Origin of the sequence: Paenibacillus amylolyticus (genome assembly GCF_001570725.1) — a bacterium.
Lineage (GTDB): Bacteria > Bacillota > Bacilli > Paenibacillales > Paenibacillaceae > Paenibacillus > Paenibacillus amylolyticus_A.
This window is the reverse complement of sequence record NZ_BCNV01000007.1, coordinates 97,337-119,422: the sequence shown is the minus strand read 5'-3', so window position 1 is coordinate 119,422 and position 22,086 is coordinate 97,337. Positions and strand designations below refer to the sequence as shown.

21 protein-coding genes are annotated in these 22,086 nt (G+C 46.7%); 16 read left to right on the top strand and 5 right to left on the bottom strand.

Features of this window, described 5'->3' with window-relative positions; genetic code table 11:
• Window positions 1–18: 18 nt before the first annotated feature.
• On the bottom strand, window positions 19–1,275 hold the full coding sequence (locus PAHA3_RS25370) for an MFS transporter (RefSeq protein WP_062837445.1): 1,257 nt from the start codon (window positions 1,273–1,275) through the stop codon (window positions 19–21).
• 276 nt (window positions 1,276–1,551) lie between these two features.
• On the opposite strand from PAHA3_RS25370, the gene PAHA3_RS25365 reads away from it, so the two are divergent.
• Window positions 1,552–2,850 (top strand): galactokinase, encoded by a 1,299-nt coding sequence (locus tag PAHA3_RS25365; RefSeq protein WP_062837444.1) that lies wholly within the window; start codon window positions 1,552–1,554, stop codon window positions 2,848–2,850.
• A 245-nt stretch (window positions 2,851–3,095) separates the two neighbouring features.
• Window positions 3,096–3,377, top strand: coding sequence for a hypothetical protein (locus PAHA3_RS25360; RefSeq protein WP_062837443.1), 282 nt, complete (start codon window positions 3,096–3,098; stop codon window positions 3,375–3,377).
• Between the two features lie 102 nt (window positions 3,378–3,479).
• On the opposite strand, the gene PAHA3_RS25355 is transcribed toward PAHA3_RS25360, so the two are convergent.
• Window positions 3,480–4,016 (bottom strand): hypothetical protein, encoded by a 537-nt coding sequence (locus PAHA3_RS25355; RefSeq protein WP_062837442.1) that lies wholly within the window; start codon window positions 4,014–4,016, stop codon window positions 3,480–3,482.
• A gap of 527 nt (window positions 4,017–4,543) precedes the next feature.
• Between PAHA3_RS25355 and PAHA3_RS25345 the strand changes: the two genes are divergently transcribed.
• Window positions 4,544–5,047 (top strand): hypothetical protein, encoded by a 504-nt coding sequence (locus tag PAHA3_RS25345; RefSeq protein WP_062837440.1) that lies wholly within the window; start codon window positions 4,544–4,546, stop codon window positions 5,045–5,047.
• An 86-nt stretch (window positions 5,048–5,133) separates the two neighbouring features.
• Here PAHA3_RS25345 and PAHA3_RS25340 read toward each other — a convergent pair whose 3' ends face one another.
• Genes PAHA3_RS25340 through PAHA3_RS25330 form a run of 3 tightly spaced genes read right to left on the bottom strand, consistent with a single transcriptional unit; the run spans window position 5,134 to window position 8,889 of the window.
• Window positions 5,134–6,297 (bottom strand): Ger(x)C family spore germination protein, encoded by a 1,164-nt coding sequence (locus PAHA3_RS25340; protein ID WP_062837439.1) that lies wholly within the window; start codon window positions 6,295–6,297, stop codon window positions 5,134–5,136.
• Window positions 6,294–7,796 (bottom strand): spore germination protein, encoded by a 1,503-nt coding sequence (locus tag PAHA3_RS25335; protein WP_062837438.1) that lies wholly within the window; start codon window positions 7,794–7,796, stop codon window positions 6,294–6,296. Before PAHA3_RS25335 ends, PAHA3_RS25340 begins: the two co-directional genes overlap by 4 nt.
• On the bottom strand, window positions 7,768–8,889 hold the full coding sequence (locus PAHA3_RS25330; RefSeq protein ID WP_062837437.1) for a GerAB/ArcD/ProY family transporter: 1,122 nt from the start codon (window positions 8,887–8,889) through the stop codon (window positions 7,768–7,770). Before PAHA3_RS25330 ends, PAHA3_RS25335 begins: the two co-directional genes overlap by 29 nt.
• Window positions 8,890–9,084: 195 nt before the next feature.
• Between PAHA3_RS25330 and PAHA3_RS25325 the strand changes: the two genes are divergently transcribed.
• The 13 genes from PAHA3_RS25325 to PAHA3_RS25265 all read left to right on the top strand — a co-directional run bounded on the left by PAHA3_RS25325 (window position 9,085) and on the right by PAHA3_RS25265 (window position 22,028).
• Window positions 9,085–9,978: an NAD(P)-dependent oxidoreductase gene (locus PAHA3_RS25325; protein ID WP_082763001.1), complete on the top strand. Its 894-nt coding sequence runs from the start codon at window positions 9,085–9,087 to the stop codon at window positions 9,976–9,978.
• 275 nt (window positions 9,979–10,253) lie between these two features.
• A complete protein-coding gene (locus tag PAHA3_RS25320; RefSeq protein WP_062837436.1) occupies window positions 10,254–10,985 on the top strand; it encodes a nuclease-related domain-containing protein in 732 nt (243 codons plus the stop codon).
• Between the two features lie 264 nt (window positions 10,986–11,249).
• Complete coding sequence (locus PAHA3_RS25315; RefSeq protein WP_062837435.1) at window positions 11,250–12,152, top strand: hypothetical protein; 903 nt, start codon at window positions 11,250–11,252, stop codon at window positions 12,150–12,152.
• Window positions 12,153–12,499: 347 nt separating this feature from the next.
• Entirely contained in the window at window positions 12,500–12,946 is a 447-nt protein-coding gene (locus PAHA3_RS25310; RefSeq protein WP_062837434.1) for a tellurite resistance TerB family protein, read from the top strand.
• A 41-nt stretch (window positions 12,947–12,987) separates the two neighbouring features.
• On the top strand, window positions 12,988–13,581 hold the full coding sequence (locus PAHA3_RS25305) for a TerD family protein (RefSeq protein ID WP_062837433.1): 594 nt from the start codon (window positions 12,988–12,990) through the stop codon (window positions 13,579–13,581).
• A 91-nt stretch (window positions 13,582–13,672) separates the two neighbouring features.
• Complete coding sequence (locus PAHA3_RS25300) at window positions 13,673–14,248, top strand: TerD family protein (protein ID WP_062837432.1); 576 nt, start codon at window positions 13,673–13,675, stop codon at window positions 14,246–14,248.
• Window positions 14,249–14,342: 94 nt separating this feature from the next.
• Window positions 14,343–14,924 carry a TerD family protein gene (locus PAHA3_RS25295; RefSeq protein WP_036606267.1) on the top strand — a complete coding sequence of 194 codons (582 nt, stop codon included), beginning with the start codon at window positions 14,343–14,345 and terminating at the stop codon, window positions 14,922–14,924.
• A gap of 25 nt (window positions 14,925–14,949) precedes the next feature.
• Window positions 14,950–16,209 (top strand): TerD family protein, encoded by a 1,260-nt coding sequence (locus PAHA3_RS25290; RefSeq protein ID WP_062837431.1) that lies wholly within the window; start codon window positions 14,950–14,952, stop codon window positions 16,207–16,209.
• A gap of 207 nt (window positions 16,210–16,416) precedes the next feature.
• Window positions 16,417–17,619, top strand: a complete 1,203-nt coding sequence (locus tag PAHA3_RS25285) for an HpcH/HpaI aldolase/citrate lyase family protein (RefSeq protein ID WP_235599565.1) — start codon at window positions 16,417–16,419, stop codon at window positions 17,617–17,619.
• Window positions 17,549–18,982 carry a phosphoribosyltransferase family protein gene (locus tag PAHA3_RS25280; RefSeq protein WP_082762999.1) on the top strand — a complete coding sequence of 478 codons (1,434 nt, stop codon included), beginning with the start codon at window positions 17,549–17,551 and terminating at the stop codon, window positions 18,980–18,982. The genes PAHA3_RS25285 and PAHA3_RS25280 overlap by 71 nt, the downstream gene beginning before the upstream one ends.
• Complete coding sequence (locus tag PAHA3_RS25275) at window positions 18,979–20,130, top strand: cysteine protease StiP family protein (RefSeq protein ID WP_062837429.1); 1,152 nt, start codon at window positions 18,979–18,981, stop codon at window positions 20,128–20,130. The genes PAHA3_RS25280 and PAHA3_RS25275 overlap by 4 nt, the downstream gene beginning before the upstream one ends.
• Window positions 20,130–20,978: a hypothetical protein gene (locus PAHA3_RS25270; RefSeq protein ID WP_062837563.1), complete on the top strand. Its 849-nt coding sequence runs from the start codon at window positions 20,130–20,132 to the stop codon at window positions 20,976–20,978. Before PAHA3_RS25275 ends, PAHA3_RS25270 begins: the two co-directional genes overlap by 1 nt.
• Window positions 20,979–22,028 carry an ATP-grasp domain-containing protein gene (locus PAHA3_RS25265; protein ID WP_062837428.1) on the top strand — a complete coding sequence of 350 codons (1,050 nt, stop codon included), beginning with the start codon at window positions 20,979–20,981 and terminating at the stop codon, window positions 22,026–22,028.
• The last annotated feature ends 58 nt before the right edge of the window (window positions 22,029–22,086 follow it).

Here is a 22,086-nt window from a genome sequence, read left to right as displayed (position 1 = left end):
TATGACCTAACGTTACAGTCAAGCGTTGATGTTACGCTGCTGGCTCTCTGAATGATTCTTCATCTTCATTGCGAATATCAGAGCAGAAAGGATATAGATCAGGCTTAACAAGAGATAAGGGAGTTGCAGCGAGAATAAGCGATCAAATATCGTCTCACTAACCCGCACCAATAATCCGCCAAGAAGTGTACCAATGGCACTAATGCCAAAGGACAAAAAGCGAAACACACTTCCAACCCTGCCGAGCATCTCATTAGGAACGGAACGTTGCAGGATGGAGGAACGGGTAACATTGTAAACAATAATGAAAAATGCAGCACAGAAGTACAGTCCGCCTACCATATACGCATTTGTAGTTAGAGCCACCACACCGTAGATGATTCCCATGCACAAAATGGAGGAAATAATCAATTGTTTTGTACTCCATTTCTTGCGCATATAAGCAACAGCCTGACTTCCTACAATGCTGCCGATGGTTGCAATGGAGATGAGAATACCGAATGCAAAAGCATCCAACTGAAGCACATCGCGTACAAAAAAGATCTGAGTAGCCAAAATGATCGAATACATCAGCGTAATGGTAACAGATAGAATGGCTAGTCCGCGGAGAAAACGATCATGATAGACATACTGAATACCGGACCACATCTCGCGTTTCCAATTCTTCATCGGGCGAACTTCCTTCCTGGTTATTTCCGTATCCCCTGGATAGAATTTTCCCTTCAAACTAATTAAAAAGAGCAGAGCAATAACAGCCGTTACGGCGTCTATGGCAAAAGGAAAAACAATATGCAGGGTTATAATGAACCCTCCCAGAGCAACGCCCAGAACATCACTTGTGATTAACTGTCCGGCGGTGAACTGCCCATTCGCTTTTTCCAATTTACTTTCATCTACAAGTTGTGGGATGACCGTCTGCACTGTACTGTCGAATACAACTCGGCTCAGGCCGATACCAAACATGAACAGAGCCAGAATCGGAATGCTCACCCATCCTCCCCAGATGCACAATGTCAGAGCAAGTAGAAGGAACATTCGAGTAAAGCCTGCGCCAATCAGCATATGTTTGCGTGAGTAACGGTCGATGAGGACACCTACAGGTAGACTGAAGAGAAGCCAGGGTAAACGAAGTGCCGTCATGGTGACGGAGGCATACAGCGTATCGCTTGTAAGGGTTGATATGAGCCAAGGAACCGCAGCCAGTGTAAGTCCATCACCTAAGAATGTAAGCGAAAATGCACCAAATAACTTGGTATAATTCGATTTGATTTTCATCGTTTCCTCCACCAATAAGATGTAAAGCATAGTAACTTTGAGTCTGGAAAATAATGTGTTTTCACTTAAACCTAATTTAAGTTATTGCAAAATGGTTTTCAATCCTATTTTTACAACAAATAACTTCACAAAACGCTTACAAACTTTCAAATCTACCCTACCTTTTCCGCTGTGAAGCTGAGATAATGGGAGAGGAGTAAGACATGAAACAGATGCGACAACCATATTCACCAACAGCCAAAAAATAAAAGCTGCACATCCATAGGAGGATTATTAATGACGACACAACCATTGAATCTGATCCAATCCACGGAGGGCCAAGCGTTGCTTGCCCAAATGTATGGACAATCACAAGTAGAGGAACAGACTGCACGTTACACGAAGCTGAACGCAACGTTCGAAGAGTACTTTGGTGCGCAAGAGGGAAGCAAGTTGTTCAGCGCGGCAGGACGAAGTGAGATTGGCGGCAATCACACGGATCATAACCATGGTAAAGTGCTGGCGGGAAGCATTACGCTGGATACGATTGCAGTGGCCGCACCAACTGCGGAGTCGGTTATTACGTTTTACTCAGAAGGCTATGACAAGAAATATGTAATCGATCTCACGAACCTCACGCCAAATACGGAAGACGATGGCACAACAGCATTGATTCGCGGTATGGCTGCGGGATTTGGAGAATTTGGATATAAGGTTGGCGGCTTTCAGGCGTATCTCTCCAGTAACGTGTTCTCGGCATCTGGGGTGAGTTCTTCGGCGTCATTTGAGATGCTGATCTGTACGATTTTGAATCACTTCTATAATGACGGTGCACTGGATGTTGTAACCTTGGCGAAAATCGGTCAGTATGCGGAGAACCACTATTGGAACAAACCTTCCGGTCTGTTGGATCAGATGGCTTGTGCGTACGGGGGACTCATTGCTATTGATTTTGAAAATCCTGCACAGCCAGTCATCGAGCCTGTTCAGTGGGATTTCCAACAAAATGGCTACTCATTGGTCATTGTAAATACAGGTGGTAACCACGCTGATCTGACGGAAGATTACGCTGCTGTACCTTATGAGATGAGAGCGGTTGCTCAGGCACTGGGCAGTGAGTATGTTCGAGAAATTACAGCTGACGCAATCTATGCTAACCTCAAGAAGGTTCGTGAAGCAGCTGGGGATCGCGCCGTACTGCGTGCGCTTCATTTCCTGGAGGAAAACAATCGTGTCGATGGTCAGGTTCAGGCGTTGCGTGATGGACGGTTTGCTGATTTCTTGAAACTGATTACAGCGTCCGGTAACTCGTCATGGAAGTGGCTGCAGAATGTATATCAGAGTGGTGCTGTGAAGGAACAGGAGATTGGCATCGCGTTGGCACTGACCGAGAATTATCTGCAAAACCTGGGTGACGGCGCTTGTCGTATTCATGGTGGTGGATTCGCAGGGGTTATTCTGACGATCCTTCCGAACGAAAAAGTAGAAGAGTATATGTCCTGGATGCACGACATGTTGGACACGCCGATTATTGTCGTTAATGTGCGTGCACAAGGTGCAGTATGCTTGAATGCATTGATCCCTAACGCGAGCTAAATAACACTCAGTTAAATAGTTCTAGCATGATTCTACGAAGTCCGGGCTATGTCCGGGCTTTTTGGGTTGTCCATTTTTTTGAAAAAACTTCAAACCTTGAAGGTCTGTAATATGTTATTTAAGTAGTGGTTTAGTGAGGAAGGTAGTGACATGGAATACAGGCGTATTAATGATGGTTCGAAAATGATGGTTCGAATAGGTGAGAGGCAGTATCTCAATAATGTGCTCATGGGAGGAAGGATCAGATGATTACACCTACAGTGGCTGGGCAGGAAGAGGCTCAATTATACGAGGAATTGCGGCGTGCGATCGATGAATTCGAAGAGGCCGAGCAGCGGCAAATCGTTCTCAATCGGATGATCAGACGGCTCAGGTTTGCCAAGTGGCGCAAAGACCGGATGCGCAAAGTCGATGCATACTGCCATAAGATCAAGCCCGCGACACTTTGGATCATACTAGCCACAGGAGCACTTGCCCCAGTCTTGTTATTTAGCATGTTCATCTGGGTATCGTTGTGGGTGGAATGAAGCTGTAGTAGAGGGATAACAATATGAAGTTAATAAAAAAGAACCGTTAACCATCGGATTTTAGCATCCCGACTTTAACGATTCTCTGAACTATCTTTAGAGTTAGTGGGACATTTGCGTAGATTTACCGTCTAAAGATTGCACTTGTCCCTGAATATACTGGTGGTAATCGCGGAAGCTGCTGATGTGATGCAAGGAATCGGAATTCTCGGACTGGATCTTAATTTTACCGTCCTGAGGCAGATTTTTCATCTCAGCAATGACGGATTTGGAACCTTGGATATCACGGGACATCTCCTGAATTTGCTGTAATAATGCGGGATGGCCTTCATGCTGAAGCATTTCGGCGAGTGGTCGCATTTCCTCCAGCTTTTGGCTCGATCGTTCAAGTGTGGTCATCACTTTGTCTCCATCTGTACTTGCGCTAAGCGAGACCATCCGGTGAATATGGTCTTTCTCCATACGCTCAAGCGCCTCAAGGTGTGAAGCTTCCAGTCGTTTGGGGTCGCTCCAGCTCTCCGACCGAACGGTGTCATTCTGCTGCTGAGAAGCATTATTCGCAGTGCCATTACCACATCCCCATAACAGAGTTGAGCAAGTTAACACAGCTCCAATGGCGATGAACCTTTTTAACCTCATACTGTCACTCCTTCGATAATTTCCTGAAGGTAGTATGAGCAATTATATCCAAAATCATGCTTATTTTCTGTATTTTCACGTACAATAGCAACGTTATGTGATGAGGTGAGAAGATTTATGAATCTTTATTCTAATAACATATGGCGCTGGACCATCAATCTTCTGTATCCTGCTATTATCTTTGTCTTCCAAAGTTGGAGACCGATATTAGATTCATGGACGGGTCCAATTTTGTTTGTCGCTTTGTTCTGCTTTCTATGGAGCGATGTAAAAGACATGTTCCTCTCAACGGGACTGACATGGTTTATTGCCATTCCGTGCTGGTGGTATCTTATCGAGCGCCCGAAACCATCATTCGGTGCGGAGAATTTTGCCGCACATCTATGGTTAATTGTACTTATGTACATTGTTTTCGTTCTTATTCCTCAGACCTTAATCCTGACTACTCGGTTGCGGGTAATGAATTATTATAAGAAGTGAAAGTCAATTTAGAATAGGTGGCCGTAACAAGGATTAGGAGGTAACATATGAATCGCCTAAAAAGGATCAACAAGCCATACTTCATCTTCCTCATCTGGAATGTACTCATGATTGGTGCCGTACGGGGGTTAACCTTTCAGCATGAACCCGGCAGAGGGGTGTCTGGTAACGGTAATCTAGGGCTTTTAGTGTTATTTCCATCTCTTCTGACCTTTCTCATTCTATGTATCTGGACGACCACTTTGTCCAAATGGTGGTTGTACGATCAGCGTCAGCGCTGGGGAGGGAAGATGCATGCCTCAATACCCCTGGTTGCTTTCCTACTGTGTGTGTTGTCTGTCGCTTGGGAGTTACACATCATCAATGACTTACGCATGCAACTCAACGGATATACGAATGATCCGGATTCCGCAGTGTACCGTTTTGGCTGGCTGAATCAGTACACGAACACCTTGTTTTACAATATTCCGATCCTGCTGTTCGGTCTGTCTTTCTCCATATGGATAGGCTGGCTGATGGAATGGAAACTTCGCAGTCATAGATCCGTATGATCCGAACTGCAAACGAACGACATCCACATGCACAAACACCCCTTATCCGTCGCTTCATACGGGCATAGGGGTGTTTTGCGTTCTTGCTACACTTTCCTTTTATATTTCCCTGTATACGGGATAGTGAGATGAATTTTCAGATCCTGGATCGAGTCTTCGGTAAGCATCATCTTGCTGCCATTGTTGGATAACTTACGCCAGAGTTTCGGATTTTTGCGATACAGCTTCTCCTGAAGTCCGTAAATATCCACACCACGCTCAAGGCCGTGACGATAGGTCTGCATGATCTGCTCCCGCAACTTCACTTCACTAATCTGAATCATTTCTTCATAAGAGGTTGGCACCAGATATTCGTACAACGCGGTTAGGTATTGGGCGTCAATGTTGAACTTGACCTCTTCACCTTGAATGACAGGCTTAATTTTGATCTTCGGCAATCCTACACTGAGTGCCCCATAGATCGTTCCGTCCTTCTGGACAAGTAGGGGAGCACGTCGCATGTCCTTGATTAGCCAGTGATAACCGGGAAGCTGACTGCGTGGCAGGAACTCAAAGTTAACCCCCGTCCTTTCAAAAAAGGCCCCCTCGACCAGAAATAGATCATGTTTCTTTTGGTTCTCAGACCATTGAGTATTGTTCAATGCAATACTCGGCAGATACGTCGTGGTAGCCGGATCATTATGCGTTGCAATGAGCTGGAAGCTGAGCACGGGTGGGTACAACGATTCTTCCATATAAGTGGGGAGCGGGTTATGAAGAATGCTATCCAGTGGCGACATATTGTATATGGACGTTGCACTCAGGATTTTTTCCAGAGGCTCTCGTGTTCCATATACCCATGTTGTATAACGGGATTCTGGAAACCGTCCCAGCATGTCGAACACTTCTTTGATATGTTTACTGGTGAGCACTCCTTCTGCCATAACGATGGCGGTCACATGCCCCCAGGCCATGTGCAATTGAGCCGTACGGAACAGTTCGTTTAGCGCCAGACTTAATGTCTTCCCATCTGCATGACCGACCCATACAGGCGGCGTATCGGCACTTTTGGCTGAACTTTCACTTTTGGCGACACTGGCAAAATCCAGCGTTTGTACATACAGGTGATACATGCCGTCCTTATAATCAATGCCAAATGCTTTGGCGTAGTCTACCTGTTGGATCTCAAAGGCACTCCAGCATCCACTCGTCATCACGCACATCAATAGGCTTAACAGACCCAGCAAACATCGCTGCAACAAGCGTCTCATCGTCCATTTCCTTTCTTGCGCGGTTCTTGGGTCTCAAGATAGACGGGTCTGCGTTTACCCAGCCCTTTTGGCAGTTTGAATAATGATGCTATCGCTTGTTTGAAATGAAGTGGTGTTAACGGCGTCAGATACGGAATGCCAAATGATTTGAGATCCGTCAGGTAGATGAGGAACAGAATCAACGACAGGATGAACCCATAGATACCGAGGGAAGCCCCCAGGACAAAACAAAGGAAGCGCAGAATCAGCACAGAGCTGGTCATGACCTGATTCACAATGGTTGCTCCAGCTACGACCGTGACTGCGATAATAACGATCATGAGTGGGGAGACCATACCGGCCCGGATGGCGGAATCCCCGATAATCAGACCTCCGACGACAGTCAGTGTCTGGCCGATGGCACTAGGCAAACGTACCCCCGCCTCTCGGAACAACTCCATCAGTAGCATAATGAGAAACATCTCCACTCCCGATTCCATCGGCAACCCCATCCGTCCAACGGATATTGTTGCAACCAGAGGGAAGGGGATCTGGTCCATATGAAATGAGGTCAGCGCAATATAAAAGCCAGGCAGGAACACGGTGATCATCAGACCAAGAAAGCGCAGCATCCGTCCTACGTTCACAGGCAAGAAGGGAAAGCTGGCATCCTCCGGTGATTTGAGCAAAAGAAACAGATTGACCGGCCCAATAATGGCGCTGGGATTGCCGTCCACAATGAGGATAAAACGTCCGTTCAGGAGACATTCCGCAGCAAAGTCAGGCCTACCCGTATAATGGGTAACGGGAAATAAAGTAATCTTCGAAGGCGACAGCAACTCTTCCAGTTCATTGGCGGTCAAGATGCGTTCGGTCTCAATCTTGCGCAACCGATCCTGGACGTCTTCGATCAGCTCCGGATTGGCGATATTCTTGATATACATCAATGCCACCTTGGTTGCAGAACGTGTACCGATCAGTTCGATATTACAGGCCAGCTGGTTCGTACGCAGACGTGTACGTATCAGGGCAACATTGACGGCAAGGGGTTCAATGAACCCGTCTCTTGCCCCGCGGATCGAAACTTCGGTGGTCGATTCCTCCGGTGTTCGAGTAGGGATATTAGATATATCAATACTCCACATGGTTTGCAGGGAAGGAATACAGATCAACATTTGGCCTTCAAAAACACGGAGAGACATCAGTTCAGTTCCAAATGCCGGATCTTGCAGATTCATTCGTGTCCAATCCAGACTGATGCACTTTTCAATGTCGGATGTACGGATAAAGTGTGTATTTTCATATGTTCGTTTGAGTTCCGGGAGAATAATATCGTAGATCGCTTCACTGTCCACCATACCGCTGCAATAGGTCATAATGAGTTGCATCGGAGGTTCTCCGATCATATGACTATTGATGATAACATCGTCAGATCCGGCAAAAAAGGTATTCAAGTTATGCTCGTTCATTCGGAACGGTTCAACTTCACGATTATTTTTGGGCTGGGTTGAGATCGGCATGATCGGGAGCCTCCTTGTCTTTTTTATGGATTAATGCAGCAATCGTTAATATCACCGTAACGACGGAGACATAAGCGAGCATGACCGGGAACTGAATATGGTCCACATAATAGTCGACGTAATCAATGCGCCACCATTGCATCGCCATGAAGCTCATAATGACGGTAATGGTAAGAATGGCGATATATCGTTTCTTCGGTCGGCGGAAATTCAGCAGATCCACAATGAGATACATGGATATAGCAACCCTTGCGAAGGAACCACTAAGCCACTGATAGATGGACAAAAAATCAACGTGTTGCAGCAGCTTTCCGATATTCACAAGTTTCCATTGCTCATAGGGACTGTTCCGTTGCTTCGCTGCTTCTTCAGGACCGAATTCCACAATGGCTCCGATCGTGGGACCGATTGCCATACTGAGCATGAAAATACCTAGGATCAGAACATACCACCAACGAATTTTGCCTTTGACTTCATGTTGGAACAGCATGAGAATCCAGATTTCCATAAGCCCGGCAAGGGAATAAATCATGCCCCGCCACACGGGACCCATGCCGTTCTCCATAATCGGAAACAATAGGCTGTAGTCTTTGTATTTCATATTGGCGGACATCACAAAGTAACCAAGCAGTATCACAAAGGGCAGCAACAGACTGGAAGTCATCGCGATGGATCGTATGCCCTTGGCCGCCGCCCAGGCAGCAACCAGCGCTCCGCCACCGGCCAGAACATAAGGAGGTGTGAATTGAAGATACGTGGAGACTGTCCAGTTGGTTGTCTCATATAACGTATGCGTGCCAAGCGTGAACAGCAAGATGGAAGCGGAGATCCGGAAGATCCAGGAAGGAATGGCTCCGAATTCTCGCGTGATCCAATCTGTTAATCGCTGTCCACGTACCCGTCGAATAATGATGTACATCATACATAGAAACAACATGAACAAGGGAGCGGCTGCGACAACAGATAACCATCCATCTCTGCCCGCAGCTTCGAGAATTGCTGGGATGGACAAGACATGGCAGACCAGTCCGGCACTTAATAAAATGATGGAAAAGGACAACCAAATGGTGATTTGACCTTTTTCACGACTCATGCGAATCCTCCTTTCCAATGAAGGAAGTTTCCGTTAGGTTGTACAGCATACAGGAAGTTGATTCCTTTTTCATATTTTTTCACAGAAAGCGGCAAACGAGATGGACGAGCCAGCCAGAAAGCTTTAACATACAGATATAGCAATGTCGAAGAAAACTTCTGAGCGAAGTATAGAGAAATAGGGAGGAAACCTACGGTGACAAATACGACGAAGGCACCTGGAGAGACGAAAGTTGGCTTTATTGGTACAGGCGTGATGGGTAAAAGCATGGCTGGGCACATCCAGCAAGCGGGATATCCGCTGCATGTGTACACGCGAACTGCTGCCAAAGCGGAAGCGTTGGTGAAAGAAGGTGCCGTATGGCATGACACACCAGGCAAACTGGCTGCCGCGTGTGATGTCATCATCACAATGGTGGGGTATCCGAAAGATGTAGAGGAGATTTATCTCGGTGAGGATGGTCTCGTAGCCAATGCCAAACCGGGTTCATATCTGATTGATATGACGACCTCAAGTCCGTTACTGGCTGCACGAATCTTTGAAGCTGCGGAAGCCAAAGGACTGCATGCACTGGACGCGCCTGTGTCGGGCGGCGATATCGGAGCACAGAACGCGAAGCTATCCATTATGGTTGGAGGTAGCTCGGAGGCCTTTGAAGCCGTACGTCCACTGTTTGAGCAGATGGGGAGCAACATAGTGCTGCAAGGCAAGGCGGGAGCCGGGCAGCATACCAAAATGTGCAACCAGATTGCCATTGCCTCTGGCATGATGGGCGTATGCGAAGCACTCGCTTATGCCAAGACGTCTGGTCTGGACGCGGAGACCGTGCTGAAGAGCATTGCTACCGGTGCAGCCGGAAGCTGGTCGCTCAGCAATCTCGGTCCGCGCATGATCGCAGGCGACTATGAGCCTGGATTCTATGTGAAACATTTTATCAAAGACATGGGAATTGCACTGGAGTCTGCAAAAGCGATGGGCATGAAAACGCCTGGGCTGGCGCTGGCCGAATCCCTTTATCAGGAAATAGCGAATAATGGTCTGGAAGAGAAGGGTACACAGGTGCTCTACACCTATTATCTTCAGGCTTAACAACCAAGAGAACAGCAGCGTATTCTTTTTCTATTCAGGAAAGGTTGCGCTGTTTTTTTAATTTTGTGGCTTGTTTATGCGTCTAAAGTCACGGAATTGGTTAAATATTCATATGTACTTTGCGTATTGGAGACATTTTGATCGTTTTCCCTTTATTTTTCCCCCTCTTTATCCGACATAAGTAATAGAAGTTTACATAATGAATGTGTCAAAGGATGTTATTCCTCCTGTAATGGTCACCCGTAACCCACACTACAATAGAACGGAGCTTGCCCATGTTCAAGAAAATCCTGTCTCTGTTCAAGACACAGCCAGAGCTTGCGAGCCAGATTACAGCCTCCGCTTCAGCGTTACCATCGACAACAACCATTCCTCCGCGTATGGTCCGCAGTAAGCGCAAGAAAAAGGCGGAAGGGGATTGGACACGTCAGCCGGAGGAGCCTAGTACAGCAGATCAGCTGATTGGTCTTCCAAGTGAATATAAAGTGCTGAACGACTTACTGGTTACCAATCCGAAGTCACGCTCCGGTTATTCGCAGATTGATCATGTCGTGATCGGTCCGCGGGCAATCTTTGTGATCGAAACCCGGAATCTGACGACAGGTGAGATCCGCGGCGGACGAAGAGAGGCCAATTGGTCGGTCAGCAGCAGCCGGGTCAAAATGTATAATCCGCTCATGCAGCATCGTGCGCATGTGGAAGCCATCCATGCGCACCTCGGAGATTACAAAAGAGTACGTCTCGTCTCCATGGTGACCTTCACCAACCGTTGCCGCATCAGTGTTGATCCTGCTGTGAGGTATGTGAATTCGGATGAACTGATCATCTACGATCACGAATTGGTAGAGACCATTCAGCGTAAGACGGAACGACTTGAGACAGAGGTTCCCGAAACCGTATTTCAAGAGAAGGATATTCAGGCGATCTACGCTCTGTTATCATCGGTCAATTCCACCGATCCTCAGATTCGGTCAGAGCATATGGAGAAGGCTAAAGGTATCAAATAATTACGCTTCACGAACACTGTTGTCCTTAAGGGCGGCAGTGTTTTTGTGTTGCAGTGGTAGTTAATACAGGAATAGTAAAAGGCTTTAGACACAGGTATATCGTCGTATACACCCCTTTTTTGACTTATGATACAATGTAGAACATGTCTAATTGTGATTAGTGCATGTTATCCGAAAGGATATTTCTGTGAGTGAGTGTTCAAGGCTTGGAGTAGAGGTTAATGGTTCTCAGGAATATACAACCGATAAGGGGAAGATCATACGATGAATATGAAATGGAATTACACGATAAAGACATTCACAGTCATGTTCGGTTTGGCAGCGATTTTGACAGCTTGTGGTGGTGCTGCTAAAGAGACGTCATCATCGCCAGAGTCTGCTTCCGGTACAGAAGTTGTTTCGTCAGAGACCAGTAGCTCTAATGCTGCTGTAACAGAAACCGCAGCAACCGGTTCGAACGGTAGTGAGCAGACAGGTTCAGCTACAGAAGAGTCTTCTTCAACTGACGAAGGCAAGATTGGAAAGGACTCTACACTGGACGAGTTAAAGCAGCAGTATGCGGATAAGCTTGGTTATATCCGTATCCCTCTGAATGATCATCCGGTGCGTCGGGTTAGTGAGGAAGGTTCCAAAAATATTAATGTTGCCAACTATAGTGATGCCGTTGTGGACATGAATGCAGGGGTGCCGATTCATTCCGATTCGCAGCGGTTGATTGATGATGCCTTTCCTTTTTTCACAACCGTGCAAGCACCTGACGAATCTTATATAACTTGGGAAGAAGCAACCAATCTGGAGCGTGCCATGGTGAAAACACTCTTTATCGCCCGTGAAGGTCTGCTGATTACCGAAGACGCGATGAAAAATAAGGATTATAGCAGCACATCGTTCCAGGATTCCAAGGATTTCTTCAGGGTCACAGCGAAATTTGAATCCATGGCACCTGTTGCACAGCATCCGCGTGACATCACGTTGAGTACGTTATACGACAAAGCACGCACGTCGTGGGGCAAACTTGCTGCGATGGACCCGGAGCAGGATGAAGCGGCATTTGCCGAGATGTATAAGACGACGAGGATCGATGCCAATAATGCGATGGGATTGCTTAATGTTCTGTTGTCAACGAATGAGGAAGAGCGTGTAGAGGAGATTTACGGAAAGGAATAGTAGTATTGAATAAAATTTGAATGAGTTGAACGAAATATATATATGCTGAGGTATTTCATAGAACCTTGACTGCCGAGACGATCGGTGGTCAGGGTTCTATGTGTTGTGTGTGTGAGTGGAAATAAGAAAAGAGGTGTCGAGCAATTTTTTGAAATCCGCTTGAAACCATATTCAAAACGACGCGTATCATAAGGTATTAATTGTTTTTTAATGTAGAATATTGCCGTATTTCAGAGTATAGTTAAGGAATAATTTAACTTATATTCAATCATGATGTAGGGATGAAAATTACTGAAAACCATGAAAAAAGTAAAGAACACCATGTTTGAAACTATTGGAGGTTGAGTATGAGTTCATTTAAAAGCTGGTTAAATTCAACAAAACAAGGACTTGAAGAGCAAGTCAAAAAGTTTAAAAATAAAGATTTTATGGACGCCGTAGTTGCGGGCTGTGCACTGGTTGCTTTCGCGGATGGTTCCATTGACGAAGCCGAGAAGAACAAGATGGCCGGTTATATTAAACTGAGTCAGGAATTGAAAGTATTCGACATGGGCGAAGTGATTACACGCTTCAATCACTACGTGGCGAACTTTGAGTTCTCTCCGGAGATCGGGAAGCAGGAAGCGCTGAAAGCCATTGGGAAATTCAAATCCAAGCCGGATGTAGGCCGCGTTATTGTGGGCGTATGCAGTGCGATTGGTTCAGCTGACGGCAACTTTGACGATCAGGAGAAAAGAGTGGTTGCCGAGATCTGCAATGTACTTGGACTGAACCCGGGAGAATTCAATCTCTAAGTTTGGTTAGATATTTTACATGTGAAGGGAGGTGAAAATCAGTGGCAAGCATTAATTTGGTCAAAGGACAGAAAATTGATTTAACCAAAGGCAATGCAGGACTTACTGAGGTGATTGCTGGTCTCGGTTGGGACCCGGTAACTGCCAAAGGGTTCTTCGGAAGAAAGAAACAAGCGGATATCGATTGTGATGCATCGGCGATCATGTTGAATGAGGAAGGCAAGTTGGTGAAGGACTCCAACCTGGTTTGCTTCCACAACAAGCAAAGTGCATGTCGTTCGGTTATCCATTCAGGTGACAATTTAACAGGACAGGGAGACGGTGACGACGAACAGATCAAAATGGATCTGTCCCGTATTCCTGCTGATGTTCATAAAGTATTAATCGTTGTTAATATCTACGATTGTGTCAATCGCAAGCAAGATTTTGGCATGATTGAGAAGGCTTATATTCGTATTCTGGATGGTAAGAATTCCAGTGAATTGGTGAAGTTCAATCTATCCGATAACTACACAGGTTCAACAGCGTTGATCTGTGGTGAATTGTATCGTCATGGAGGCGAATGGAAATTCTCGGCAATCGGAGAGGGTTCCCATGCGGTACATATCAACGAACTCGCTCGCAGGTACTCATAAGTACAAAATTTTAACCTAAATCGACAATAATCCTGATATTCATATGTCACGATAACTACAATACATTTTAATAAGCGAGGATGATCATACGATGGCAATTAATCTCTCTAAAGGTCAAAAAATCGATCTGACTAAAACGAACCCAGGTTTGACAAAAATCACAGTAGGCTTGGGCTGGGATACCAATAAGTATGATGGCGGAAAAGACTTTGACCTGGATGTATCGGTATTTTGTGCCAATGCAAACGGTAAAGTAGAAGGCGAGAAAAACTTCATCTTCTTCAACAATCCACAAAATGAAAATGGTTCTGTTGTTCACACCGGTGACAACCGTACAGGAGATGGCGATGGTGATGATGAGCAGATCAATATCGACCTGCCTAACGTACCCGCAAATGTAGAGAAAATTGCTTTCTCCATTACAATCTACGAAGCTACAGAACGTAGCCAGAACTTCGGACAAGTCTCCCGTGCTTATGTGCGAATCGTCAACGAAGCAAACAGCGAAGAACTGATTCGTTTCGACCTGGGAGAAGACTTCTCCATCGAAACAGGTGTAGTTGTTGGTGAATTGTATCGTCATAACGGCGAGTGGAAGTTCAGTGCCATCGGTAGTGGTTACCAGGATGGATTGGTTGGATTGACACGCGATTACGGTTTGCAATAGGACGTACAGAACGACTTACAGGATGGGAAGAACCGTCTCCTGGACGGTTCTCCTTTTCATTTAATCACATATCTTTGGAAGGGTGGAAAAACAAATGACAATCAGTCTTGCCAAAGGACAACGTATTGACCTGACTAAAACGAATCCGGGCCTTACCCGTGTGGTGGTTGGTTTGGGTTGGGATACGAACAAATATAGTGGTGGAGTCGATTTTGACCTGGACGCTTCGGCTTTTTTGTTGTACGAAGATGGAAAAGCCAAAGGTACGGATGACTTTGTTTTTTACAACAATCCAAGCGGCGGTGCGGGTTCAGTGACACATACCGGTGATAATCGTACGGGTGAGGGTGACGGTGATGATGAGCAAGTTGTCGTGGATTTCAGTAAAATCCCTGCGCACATTCACCGGATCGGTATTACCGTAACCATCTATGATGGAGATGGACGAGGGCAGAATTTTGGACAAGTCTCCAACGCTTTCGTTCGTGTTGTGGATGCTGCAAGTGATCGGGAAGTGCTTCGGTTCGACCTCGGAGAAGACTACTCTACCGAAACAGCTGTGGTGTTCTGTGAGTTTTACCGTGCAGGTGCGGACTGGAAATTCCAGGCGGTAGGCAGCGGCTTTACAGGTGGACTATCTGCTTTATGCAAAAATTACGGACTGGATGCACAATAACTTGGCATAGAAAGGTGAATCTGCTATGGCGATTTCTGTCGTGAAAGGCCAGAAGAGTGACCTGACCAAAACCAATCCGGGCTTGTCCCGTCTAACCGTAGGCATTGGTTGGGAGGCAGCCTCGGGTGTGGAGCTGGACACATCAGCATTCCTTCTGGGTTCAGACAATAAAGTGGCTGGAGATGAGGATTTTATCTTTTATAACCAGCCCTCTACCTCGTTCATCACGTATAAGGATGGCGGGCAGGTTGGTGGCGAGAAGAAACAGTTCGCCATTGATCTTGACAAAATTCCTGCTCGAATTGAGAAAATCGCCTTCAGCCTGACGATTCATGACGGTGAAGAACGACGCCATCATTTTGGACAGGTTCAGCATGGTTTTCTACGGTTTGCCAATGCAGCTACAGGTCAGGAAGTGATGAGATACGATCTGGGAAGCGGTTTTACAGTGGAGACCGCGATTGTCATCGGTGAATTGTATCGCCATAACGGAGAATGGAAGTTCAATGCAATAGGGTCGGGTTTTGCAGGCGGCTTGAATGCACTATGTGCCAACTTTGGTGTGGATGTGGAGGGTGGATCAGCTCCTGCGCCAACGACTTCAACCGTTCCTCCGACAGCTGCACCGACTCCACCACCGCCCCCGGTACCCGCACCCGAGCCGACGCCTTCTCCTGTGAATTCGATTAATTTCAGCAAAATTGAATTGAAGAAGAAGGGGGACACCATTAACCTCAAGAAAAATGCGGGGGGACTTGGTGAAATCCTGATTAACCTGAACTGGAATCAACAGGGTAGCAAAGGGTTATTTGGTCGTAGCAAGAGTGTGGATCTGGACTTGGGTTGCCTGTTCGAGATGAAGGATGGTACACGGGACGTGATTCAGGCTTTGGGACAAACGTTTGGCTCACTGAACCGTTTCCCTTACATTGCTCTGGATGGGGATGACCGGACAGGATCGGTTAAGACGGGAGAGAATCTACGGATTAATGGTGCCCGCATCTCGGAAATTGAGCGCATTCTGGTATTTACCTATATTTATGGTGGTGTGGCCAACTGGTCTCAAGTAGACGGTGTGGTGACCATTCAGCAGAAGGACGGTCCCGATATCATTGTACGAATGAATGAATACGGGAGTCCGCTCGGCATGTGTGGCATTGCGATGTTACGCAATGTGAACAATGAGACATTCAGCATTGAACGAATCGTGCAGTTCTATAATGGGCATCAGGCGTTGGACGAGGCTCATGACTGGGGAATGCAGTGGGTTGCAGGAAGAAAATAATCATTCGTAATTATTCAATATAAATGCTGTATCGGTCAGCACCATTGTAAGGATACTGTTGACCAACGTTATCCTCGATAATAGACCATCAATCCCTCCAGATTAAGGAGGGATTGGTTTTTATGCCCCGACAGCTGGAATCAATTCATGCAGATTGGCTATTGCCAAAGGTGCGAGGAGGAGACAATCCTGAAATATTTCAATTTTTTGAGTCTGGAAGAAGAAGATACTTTATTTTTCTCTTCACCCGTCTCGTTCAATCACCGGACTTCCAAAGATTTACTGGCATATGCTGTTGGGGCTGCTTTATATATGCCCGCGACGCGCACTCATATCGCGGACGACATTATGAATGGTAAGCATGAAGGTCTAACGACTATTATTATTGATCTGGAGGACGCTGTTGGTGACGACCAAGTGGAGTTTGCTGAACAGTGTCTTGTACAGCATCTGACTCAACTGATGACTTATATGGAGACAGGCATGCTCAGTCAGGATCGAATGCCTCTTCTGTTTGCTCGTGTACGCTCACCACAACAGTTGGAACGTCTGATTGATACGTTGGGAGAACTGGTATCCATGCTGACAGGCTTGGCTTTGCCCAAGTTTTGTGTGGGGAATGGCAGGGCTTATTTCGACCAGATCCGCAAGTATAATCAACTGAAACCGGAGCATTATCCCGTTCTCTATGGTATGCCCATATTGGAGACTGCTTCGATAATCTATCGTGAGACACGTTGGGAGACCTTGCTGGACCTTCGAAACATCCTCGATGAGAATGATGAATATGTGCTTAATGTACGTATTGGTGCGACCGATTTCTCCAGCCTGTTTGGACTACGCCGCAGCCCGGAATTGACCATATACGATATTGCCACGATCCGTGACTGCATCTCGGATATTATCAATCTGTTTGGGCGGATGGACAAGCCATATGTGATCTCGGGTCCTGTCTGGGAATATTTCAGTCAGCGGGAGCGCGTATTCAAACCTCAATTGCGACAGACCCCATTCGAAGAAACCCTCGGCAAATCAGGACTGCATCTGAGAATGAAATATATTACGAACACAATGGATGGATTGATGCGTGAAGTCATGATGGACAAGGAAAATGGAATTGTAGGCAAAACGATCATTCATCCTTCTCATATTAAGCCCGTACAAGCGATGTACGTTGTTACACATGAGGAATATTCCGATGCCCAAGACATCATAGCCCGTAATGACGGTAGCCTGGGTGTGTTCAAAAGTAATTACTATAACAAAATGAACGAGATTAAACCACACTTGAGCTGGGCGAATCGAATTCTAATCCGATCACAAATATATGGGGTGTTACATGAACAGCAGCATTTTGTCGGGCTCTTGCCCAAGCACGAACAACAACATAACTACGTTCCCAATTCTTGATCAATTTAGTCTGCACGTTCAGGTCACACATAACCCGCTGGAACTGCCACTGGAATCACTTTTCTCAATGGCTGCACGAATCAATAAGAAACGTTCATTTCTGTTTGTAAGTAAGCTGCTCGGCAAGCATATTCCGGTTAACCCGTATACCTCGCTTCTGAGCGGCGCGGCATTGGCTGTTCTGCTGTATGAGCACCTGACAGAAAAGACGGAAGAGACAAACGCTCAAGTAGCCAAGTGGAAACGTGAAATGGTCGAGGGGTTAATTGATACCAAGCAAGCCCGGCAAGTGTACAACATGCTGTTGCAAGAAAGCTTGAGTTTGCCGGAAACGATTCGTTTTGTTGGTTTTGCCGAGACAGCTACAGCGCTGGGCCACAGTATGTACGAGATGTTTGCTGATCATGCTTCCTACATTCACACCACTCGCGAATATGTTCCAGCGATGCATCCGGATATTCAATTTGAAGAAGAACACTCCCACGCGATGGCTCATCGTTGTTATGCGTTGGATCATGAAGCCTTTGCAGGAGAGGGTCCGATTGTTCTGGTGGACGACGAGATTACGACGGGTAAAACGACGTTGAATATCATTCGGGATATTCAGGCTAGCTATCCTCGGAAGCAATATGTGATTGCTTCACTGCTAGACTGGCGTACGGAAGCGGACGAGCTTCGTTTTGCCGAGTTGGAAGCTGAGTTGGGGATTACCATTACACCGTTGAGCCTGTTGAAGGGCCGCATTGAAGTGGTGGGGACTCCAAAGTTGGAACCAACACAGCAAGCCGAACCGTTGTCCCAACATGTCGTAACGCTTAAGACAACTACCGTTGCCGATGACTTTGGACAGCTGCATGCCACTTCGGAGGATGGTGAAGGCAAACGCAGCACAGCGAGCTACGTTCAGCATACGGGCAGATTTGGTATGCAATCGCGACATAATGGCGTATTGCGTGAGGAGATTAGCCGGATTGCAGAACGACTTCGATCGCAGCGTACAGGAGATCGGACGTTGGTGATGGGAACAGGGGAGTTCATGTACATTCCAATGCGTATTGCGGCCGAGATGGGAGAAGGCGTGTTGTATCAATCCACTACCCGCAGTCCGATCCATACACATCCAGCTCCAGGATATGCTGTTATTAGTGGTGCCGGATATACCTCACCGGAAGATGCTTCCGTTCGTAACTTTATCTATAACATTGCCCCGGGACAATATGACGAGATTTTTGTGCTGCTGGAGAGACAGATGTCCGAAGAACGAATGGAACCGATGTTGAAGGTACTGGGGCAGTTGGGATGCTCACATATTCATATCGTATATTGCGGCTTGCCAGAGAAGACAGGGGACAACGAGCAATGAACTTAACTACACTGGAGCTAATCAGACAACGTGAGATTCAGTCTCCCGAACCGATGGGCAGCTATGCTGCATCGGACGTTGTTTTCCTATTGAAGGATATCAGTCATGTGGATCTGGAAAAGGGAACGGGTGAACGGGAGCGGGCAATCCAATCCGGGGTTCATTATTCGGAGATGCTGCCGGTGGAATATCAGCCTACAGCAGAATACATCGAACTGTTTCACCAGACGCTGGAACAATCCGCCGCAAGAATCGCACGTCATACCGCCATTGTGGCTGAGAAGATTGTGGAGCGCAGAGGACTGGATCTTGTTCTGGTATCTCTGGCGCGAGCTGGAACGCCTGTGGGTATTCTGATCAAGCGTTATATTGAATTGAAATACAAGGTGACGATTCCGCATTATAGCATTTCAATTATTCGTGGCAAGGGTATGGACGAGAACGCAATTTTATATATTTTACAGCAGCATGGGCTGGAAACAGCTATTCAGTTTGTAGACGGTTGGACAGGCAAAGGGGCTATTCGCAAAGTGCTGAAAGAGTCCTGTGACCAAATGGAACAGACTTATGGCGTAAACCTGGATGATGATCTTGCTGTGTTGGCTGATCCGGGGCAATGCTCAGGTACCTTTGGAACGAGGGAAGATTATCTTATTCCTAGTGCTTGTCTGAATTCCACCGTCTCAGGACTCGTGAGCCGTACAGTACTTCGGGATGATCTGATTGGACCGGCAGATTTCCACGGAGCCAAATGGTATCGTGAATGGTCGTCTGCGGATGTATCGACCCAATACGTGGATACCATCGCTCAGCATTTTCCGCAGGTGATGAACCAAGTGGAGGTTCGCTCGGATGACAATGCTACCGATACTTCGGAAATCACCTGGAAAGGCTGGCAGGATATCGAGTCCATCCAGCAATCCTTTGGCATTGCGAACATCAATCTGATCAAACCTGGAATCGGAGAAACAACCCGAGTACTGTTGCGCCGGGTCCCTTGGAAAATTCTTGTGGATCGACTGGACAATCCAGATTTACAACATATTATGATGCTCGCCAGAGACAGAAATGTGCCGGTCGAGGTATATCCGGGACTAACCTATTCCTGTTGCGGCATTATTAAATCCCTGGGAGGTGGAGGAGAATGATGATCTACGCAAGTGATCTGGACCAGACGCTGGTGTACTCCCGTCGTGCGCTCCGTATTCCCGAAGATACACCGGGACTAGTTCCCGCAGAGTGGATTAACGGCAAGTTGTCCGCGTTTATGTCAGCATATGCACTGGAGCGGTTGCAGTCTTTGCCACAAGACATTGTATTTATGCCTGTGACGACACGTACCGTGGAGCAGTACCGGCGCATTCATATTTTTCAGACCGAATGTATCCCGAAATATGCGGTGACGAGTAATGGTGGCAACATCATTGTCGACGGTGAGGTGGACGATGAATGGAATCTGCACATCCGTTCTTTGCTTCGTCAACAGGCAGCTACTCCCGAAGAGATCCTGGATTTATTCGACGATGTACTGAGCCCGGAGTGGGTGATTAACCAGCGATTGTGTGATGAGCTGTTCTATGCGCTGCTGATTGAACGTGACAAGCTTCCAATGGAACGCATTGCGGACAAGATTCGGGTGTTAGAGACGCTGGGATGGGAGAGTTCAATTCAGGGTCGCAAGCTCTATCTGGTGCCTTCGGCCGTGAACAAACGAGCTGCAGTGGAGCATATTAGGCAACGTATCGGTGATGTGCCTGTGATTGCTTCAGGTGACTCTTTGCTGGATCGTTGTTTGCTGGACTTTGCGCAGCATGCCATTGCTCCATCTCACGGAGAGTTGCATGTGGAGAGACAGCGTGTACCTGAGCAAGTACCGTATCAATTTACGGAACAATACGGTGCATTTGCAGCAGATGAGATTCTCGATTACGTCCACCGTATTCATAACGATCAACAGATCCAGATAGACCATGCCGTGATAAGGGAGACCGTATAAATGAAAAAAATGAAGATTTACTTCAACCGTTGGTTCTCTGTAACGTATCATTATATGAATGCAATTCGGGACAATGAGGACGGCATGGAATTTGAGATCTACGGTACTCATCCTGATCCGGGACACATGGCATTACAGGGCTGTGATGTTGCAGAAGTTGAACCGCGTGTAACGGGCCGGGAATATGTTGATTTTTGCCTCGACTTTTGCCGTCGTCATCAGATTGATGTGTTTATTCCACGCTGGAACATGCTGGACATCAGCAGACATATCTCCCTGTTCGAAGAGATCGGTACACGGGTTATCGTATGCTCGGACACGGAATTGCTGGAACAATTGATGGAGAAAGACCGCTTCTATGAATCGGTGCGTGAGAAGGGCATTATGGAGATTCCGGATTATTTCACGGTCAGTAATGCTGCACAATTCCAGCAAGCCTATGAGGCGCTGCGTGCACGTGGACATGATGTATGCTTCAAACCATGTAATGGTGAGGGCGGCATGGGATTCCGGGTGATCAACAATGAGCGTGATCCGTTGCAGGAGTTGTTCGGATACGCGCTTAACTCCATTTCGTATGAAGATGCCCTGCGCGCTTTCTCTTCTGCTCCGTCCTTTCCCAACGTCATGGTGATGGAGGTACTGGAAGGATATGAATACAGCATTGATTGTCTTTCGGACCGCAATGGGAAACTCATAACGGCGATCCCGCGTAGAAAAGAAAGAGGACGTTTACGTTTACTCGAAGAAAACGAGGAATTGCTGGCGATTGCCCGCAATGTAGCAGAAGTATATCGGATTCCTTATAATTTTAATATACAGATGAAATATCGCAAGGATACACCGAAGCTGCTTGAGATCAATCCGCGAATGTCGGGTGGATTGCATATGTCTTGTCTGTCGGGCGTGAACTTCCCTTATCTGGCGGTCAAGTCTGCACTTGGCCATGATATTGGACCACTTCATCCGAAGTTTGGCATACTGGGAAGTCATATCGAACAGCCATTTATAATCGACGTTCAGAAGGTAAGCGGAGTACACCACGTCTAGCTGAGAATTTTCCTCAACATTGACACCTTCTGGATGGTTTTTTTACAATACGGATAAG

What these genes read in the sequence shown, in the direction of transcription:
- PAHA3_RS25370 (WP_062837445.1), bottom strand. Translation starts at nt 1,275, where the DNA reads ATGAAAATCAAATCGAATTATACCAAGTTATTTGGTGCATTTTCGCTT.
- PAHA3_RS25365 (WP_062837444.1), top strand. Translation starts at nt 1,552, where the DNA reads ATGACGACACAACCATTGAATCTGATCCAATCCACGGAGGGCCAAGCG.
- PAHA3_RS25360 (WP_062837443.1), top strand. Translation starts at nt 3,096, where the DNA reads ATGATTACACCTACAGTGGCTGGGCAGGAAGAGGCTCAATTATACGAG.
- PAHA3_RS25355 (WP_062837442.1), bottom strand. Translation starts at nt 4,016, where the DNA reads ATGAGGTTAAAAAGGTTCATCGCCATTGGAGCTGTGTTAACTTGCTCA.
- PAHA3_RS25345 (WP_062837440.1), top strand. Translation starts at nt 4,544, where the DNA reads ATGAATCGCCTAAAAAGGATCAACAAGCCATACTTCATCTTCCTCATC.
- PAHA3_RS25340 (WP_062837439.1), bottom strand. Translation starts at nt 6,297, where the DNA reads ATGAGACGCTTGTTGCAGCGATGTTTGCTGGGTCTGTTAAGCCTATTG.
- PAHA3_RS25335 (WP_062837438.1), bottom strand. Translation starts at nt 7,796, where the DNA reads ATGCCGATCTCAACCCAGCCCAAAAATAATCGTGAAGTTGAACCGTTC.
- PAHA3_RS25330 (WP_062837437.1), bottom strand. Translation starts at nt 8,889, where the DNA reads ATGAGTCGTGAAAAAGGTCAAATCACCATTTGGTTGTCCTTTTCCATC.
- PAHA3_RS25320 (WP_062837436.1), top strand. Translation starts at nt 10,254, where the DNA reads ATGTTCAAGAAAATCCTGTCTCTGTTCAAGACACAGCCAGAGCTTGCG.
- PAHA3_RS25315 (WP_062837435.1), top strand. Translation starts at nt 11,250, where the DNA reads ATGAATATGAAATGGAATTACACGATAAAGACATTCACAGTCATGTTC.
- PAHA3_RS25310 (WP_062837434.1), top strand. Translation starts at nt 12,500, where the DNA reads ATGAGTTCATTTAAAAGCTGGTTAAATTCAACAAAACAAGGACTTGAA.
- PAHA3_RS25300 (WP_062837432.1), top strand. Translation starts at nt 13,673, where the DNA reads ATGGCAATTAATCTCTCTAAAGGTCAAAAAATCGATCTGACTAAAACG.
- PAHA3_RS25295 (WP_036606267.1), top strand. Translation starts at nt 14,343, where the DNA reads ATGACAATCAGTCTTGCCAAAGGACAACGTATTGACCTGACTAAAACG.
- PAHA3_RS25290 (WP_062837431.1), top strand. Translation starts at nt 14,950, where the DNA reads ATGGCGATTTCTGTCGTGAAAGGCCAGAAGAGTGACCTGACCAAAACC.
- PAHA3_RS25280 (WP_082762999.1), top strand. Translation starts at nt 17,549, where the DNA reads ATGAACAGCAGCATTTTGTCGGGCTCTTGCCCAAGCACGAACAACAAC.
- PAHA3_RS25275 (WP_062837429.1), top strand. Translation starts at nt 18,979, where the DNA reads ATGAACTTAACTACACTGGAGCTAATCAGACAACGTGAGATTCAGTCT.
- PAHA3_RS25270 (WP_062837563.1), top strand. Translation starts at nt 20,130, where the DNA reads ATGATCTACGCAAGTGATCTGGACCAGACGCTGGTGTACTCCCGTCGT.
- PAHA3_RS25265 (WP_062837428.1), top strand. Translation starts at nt 20,979, where the DNA reads ATGAAAAAAATGAAGATTTACTTCAACCGTTGGTTCTCTGTAACGTAT.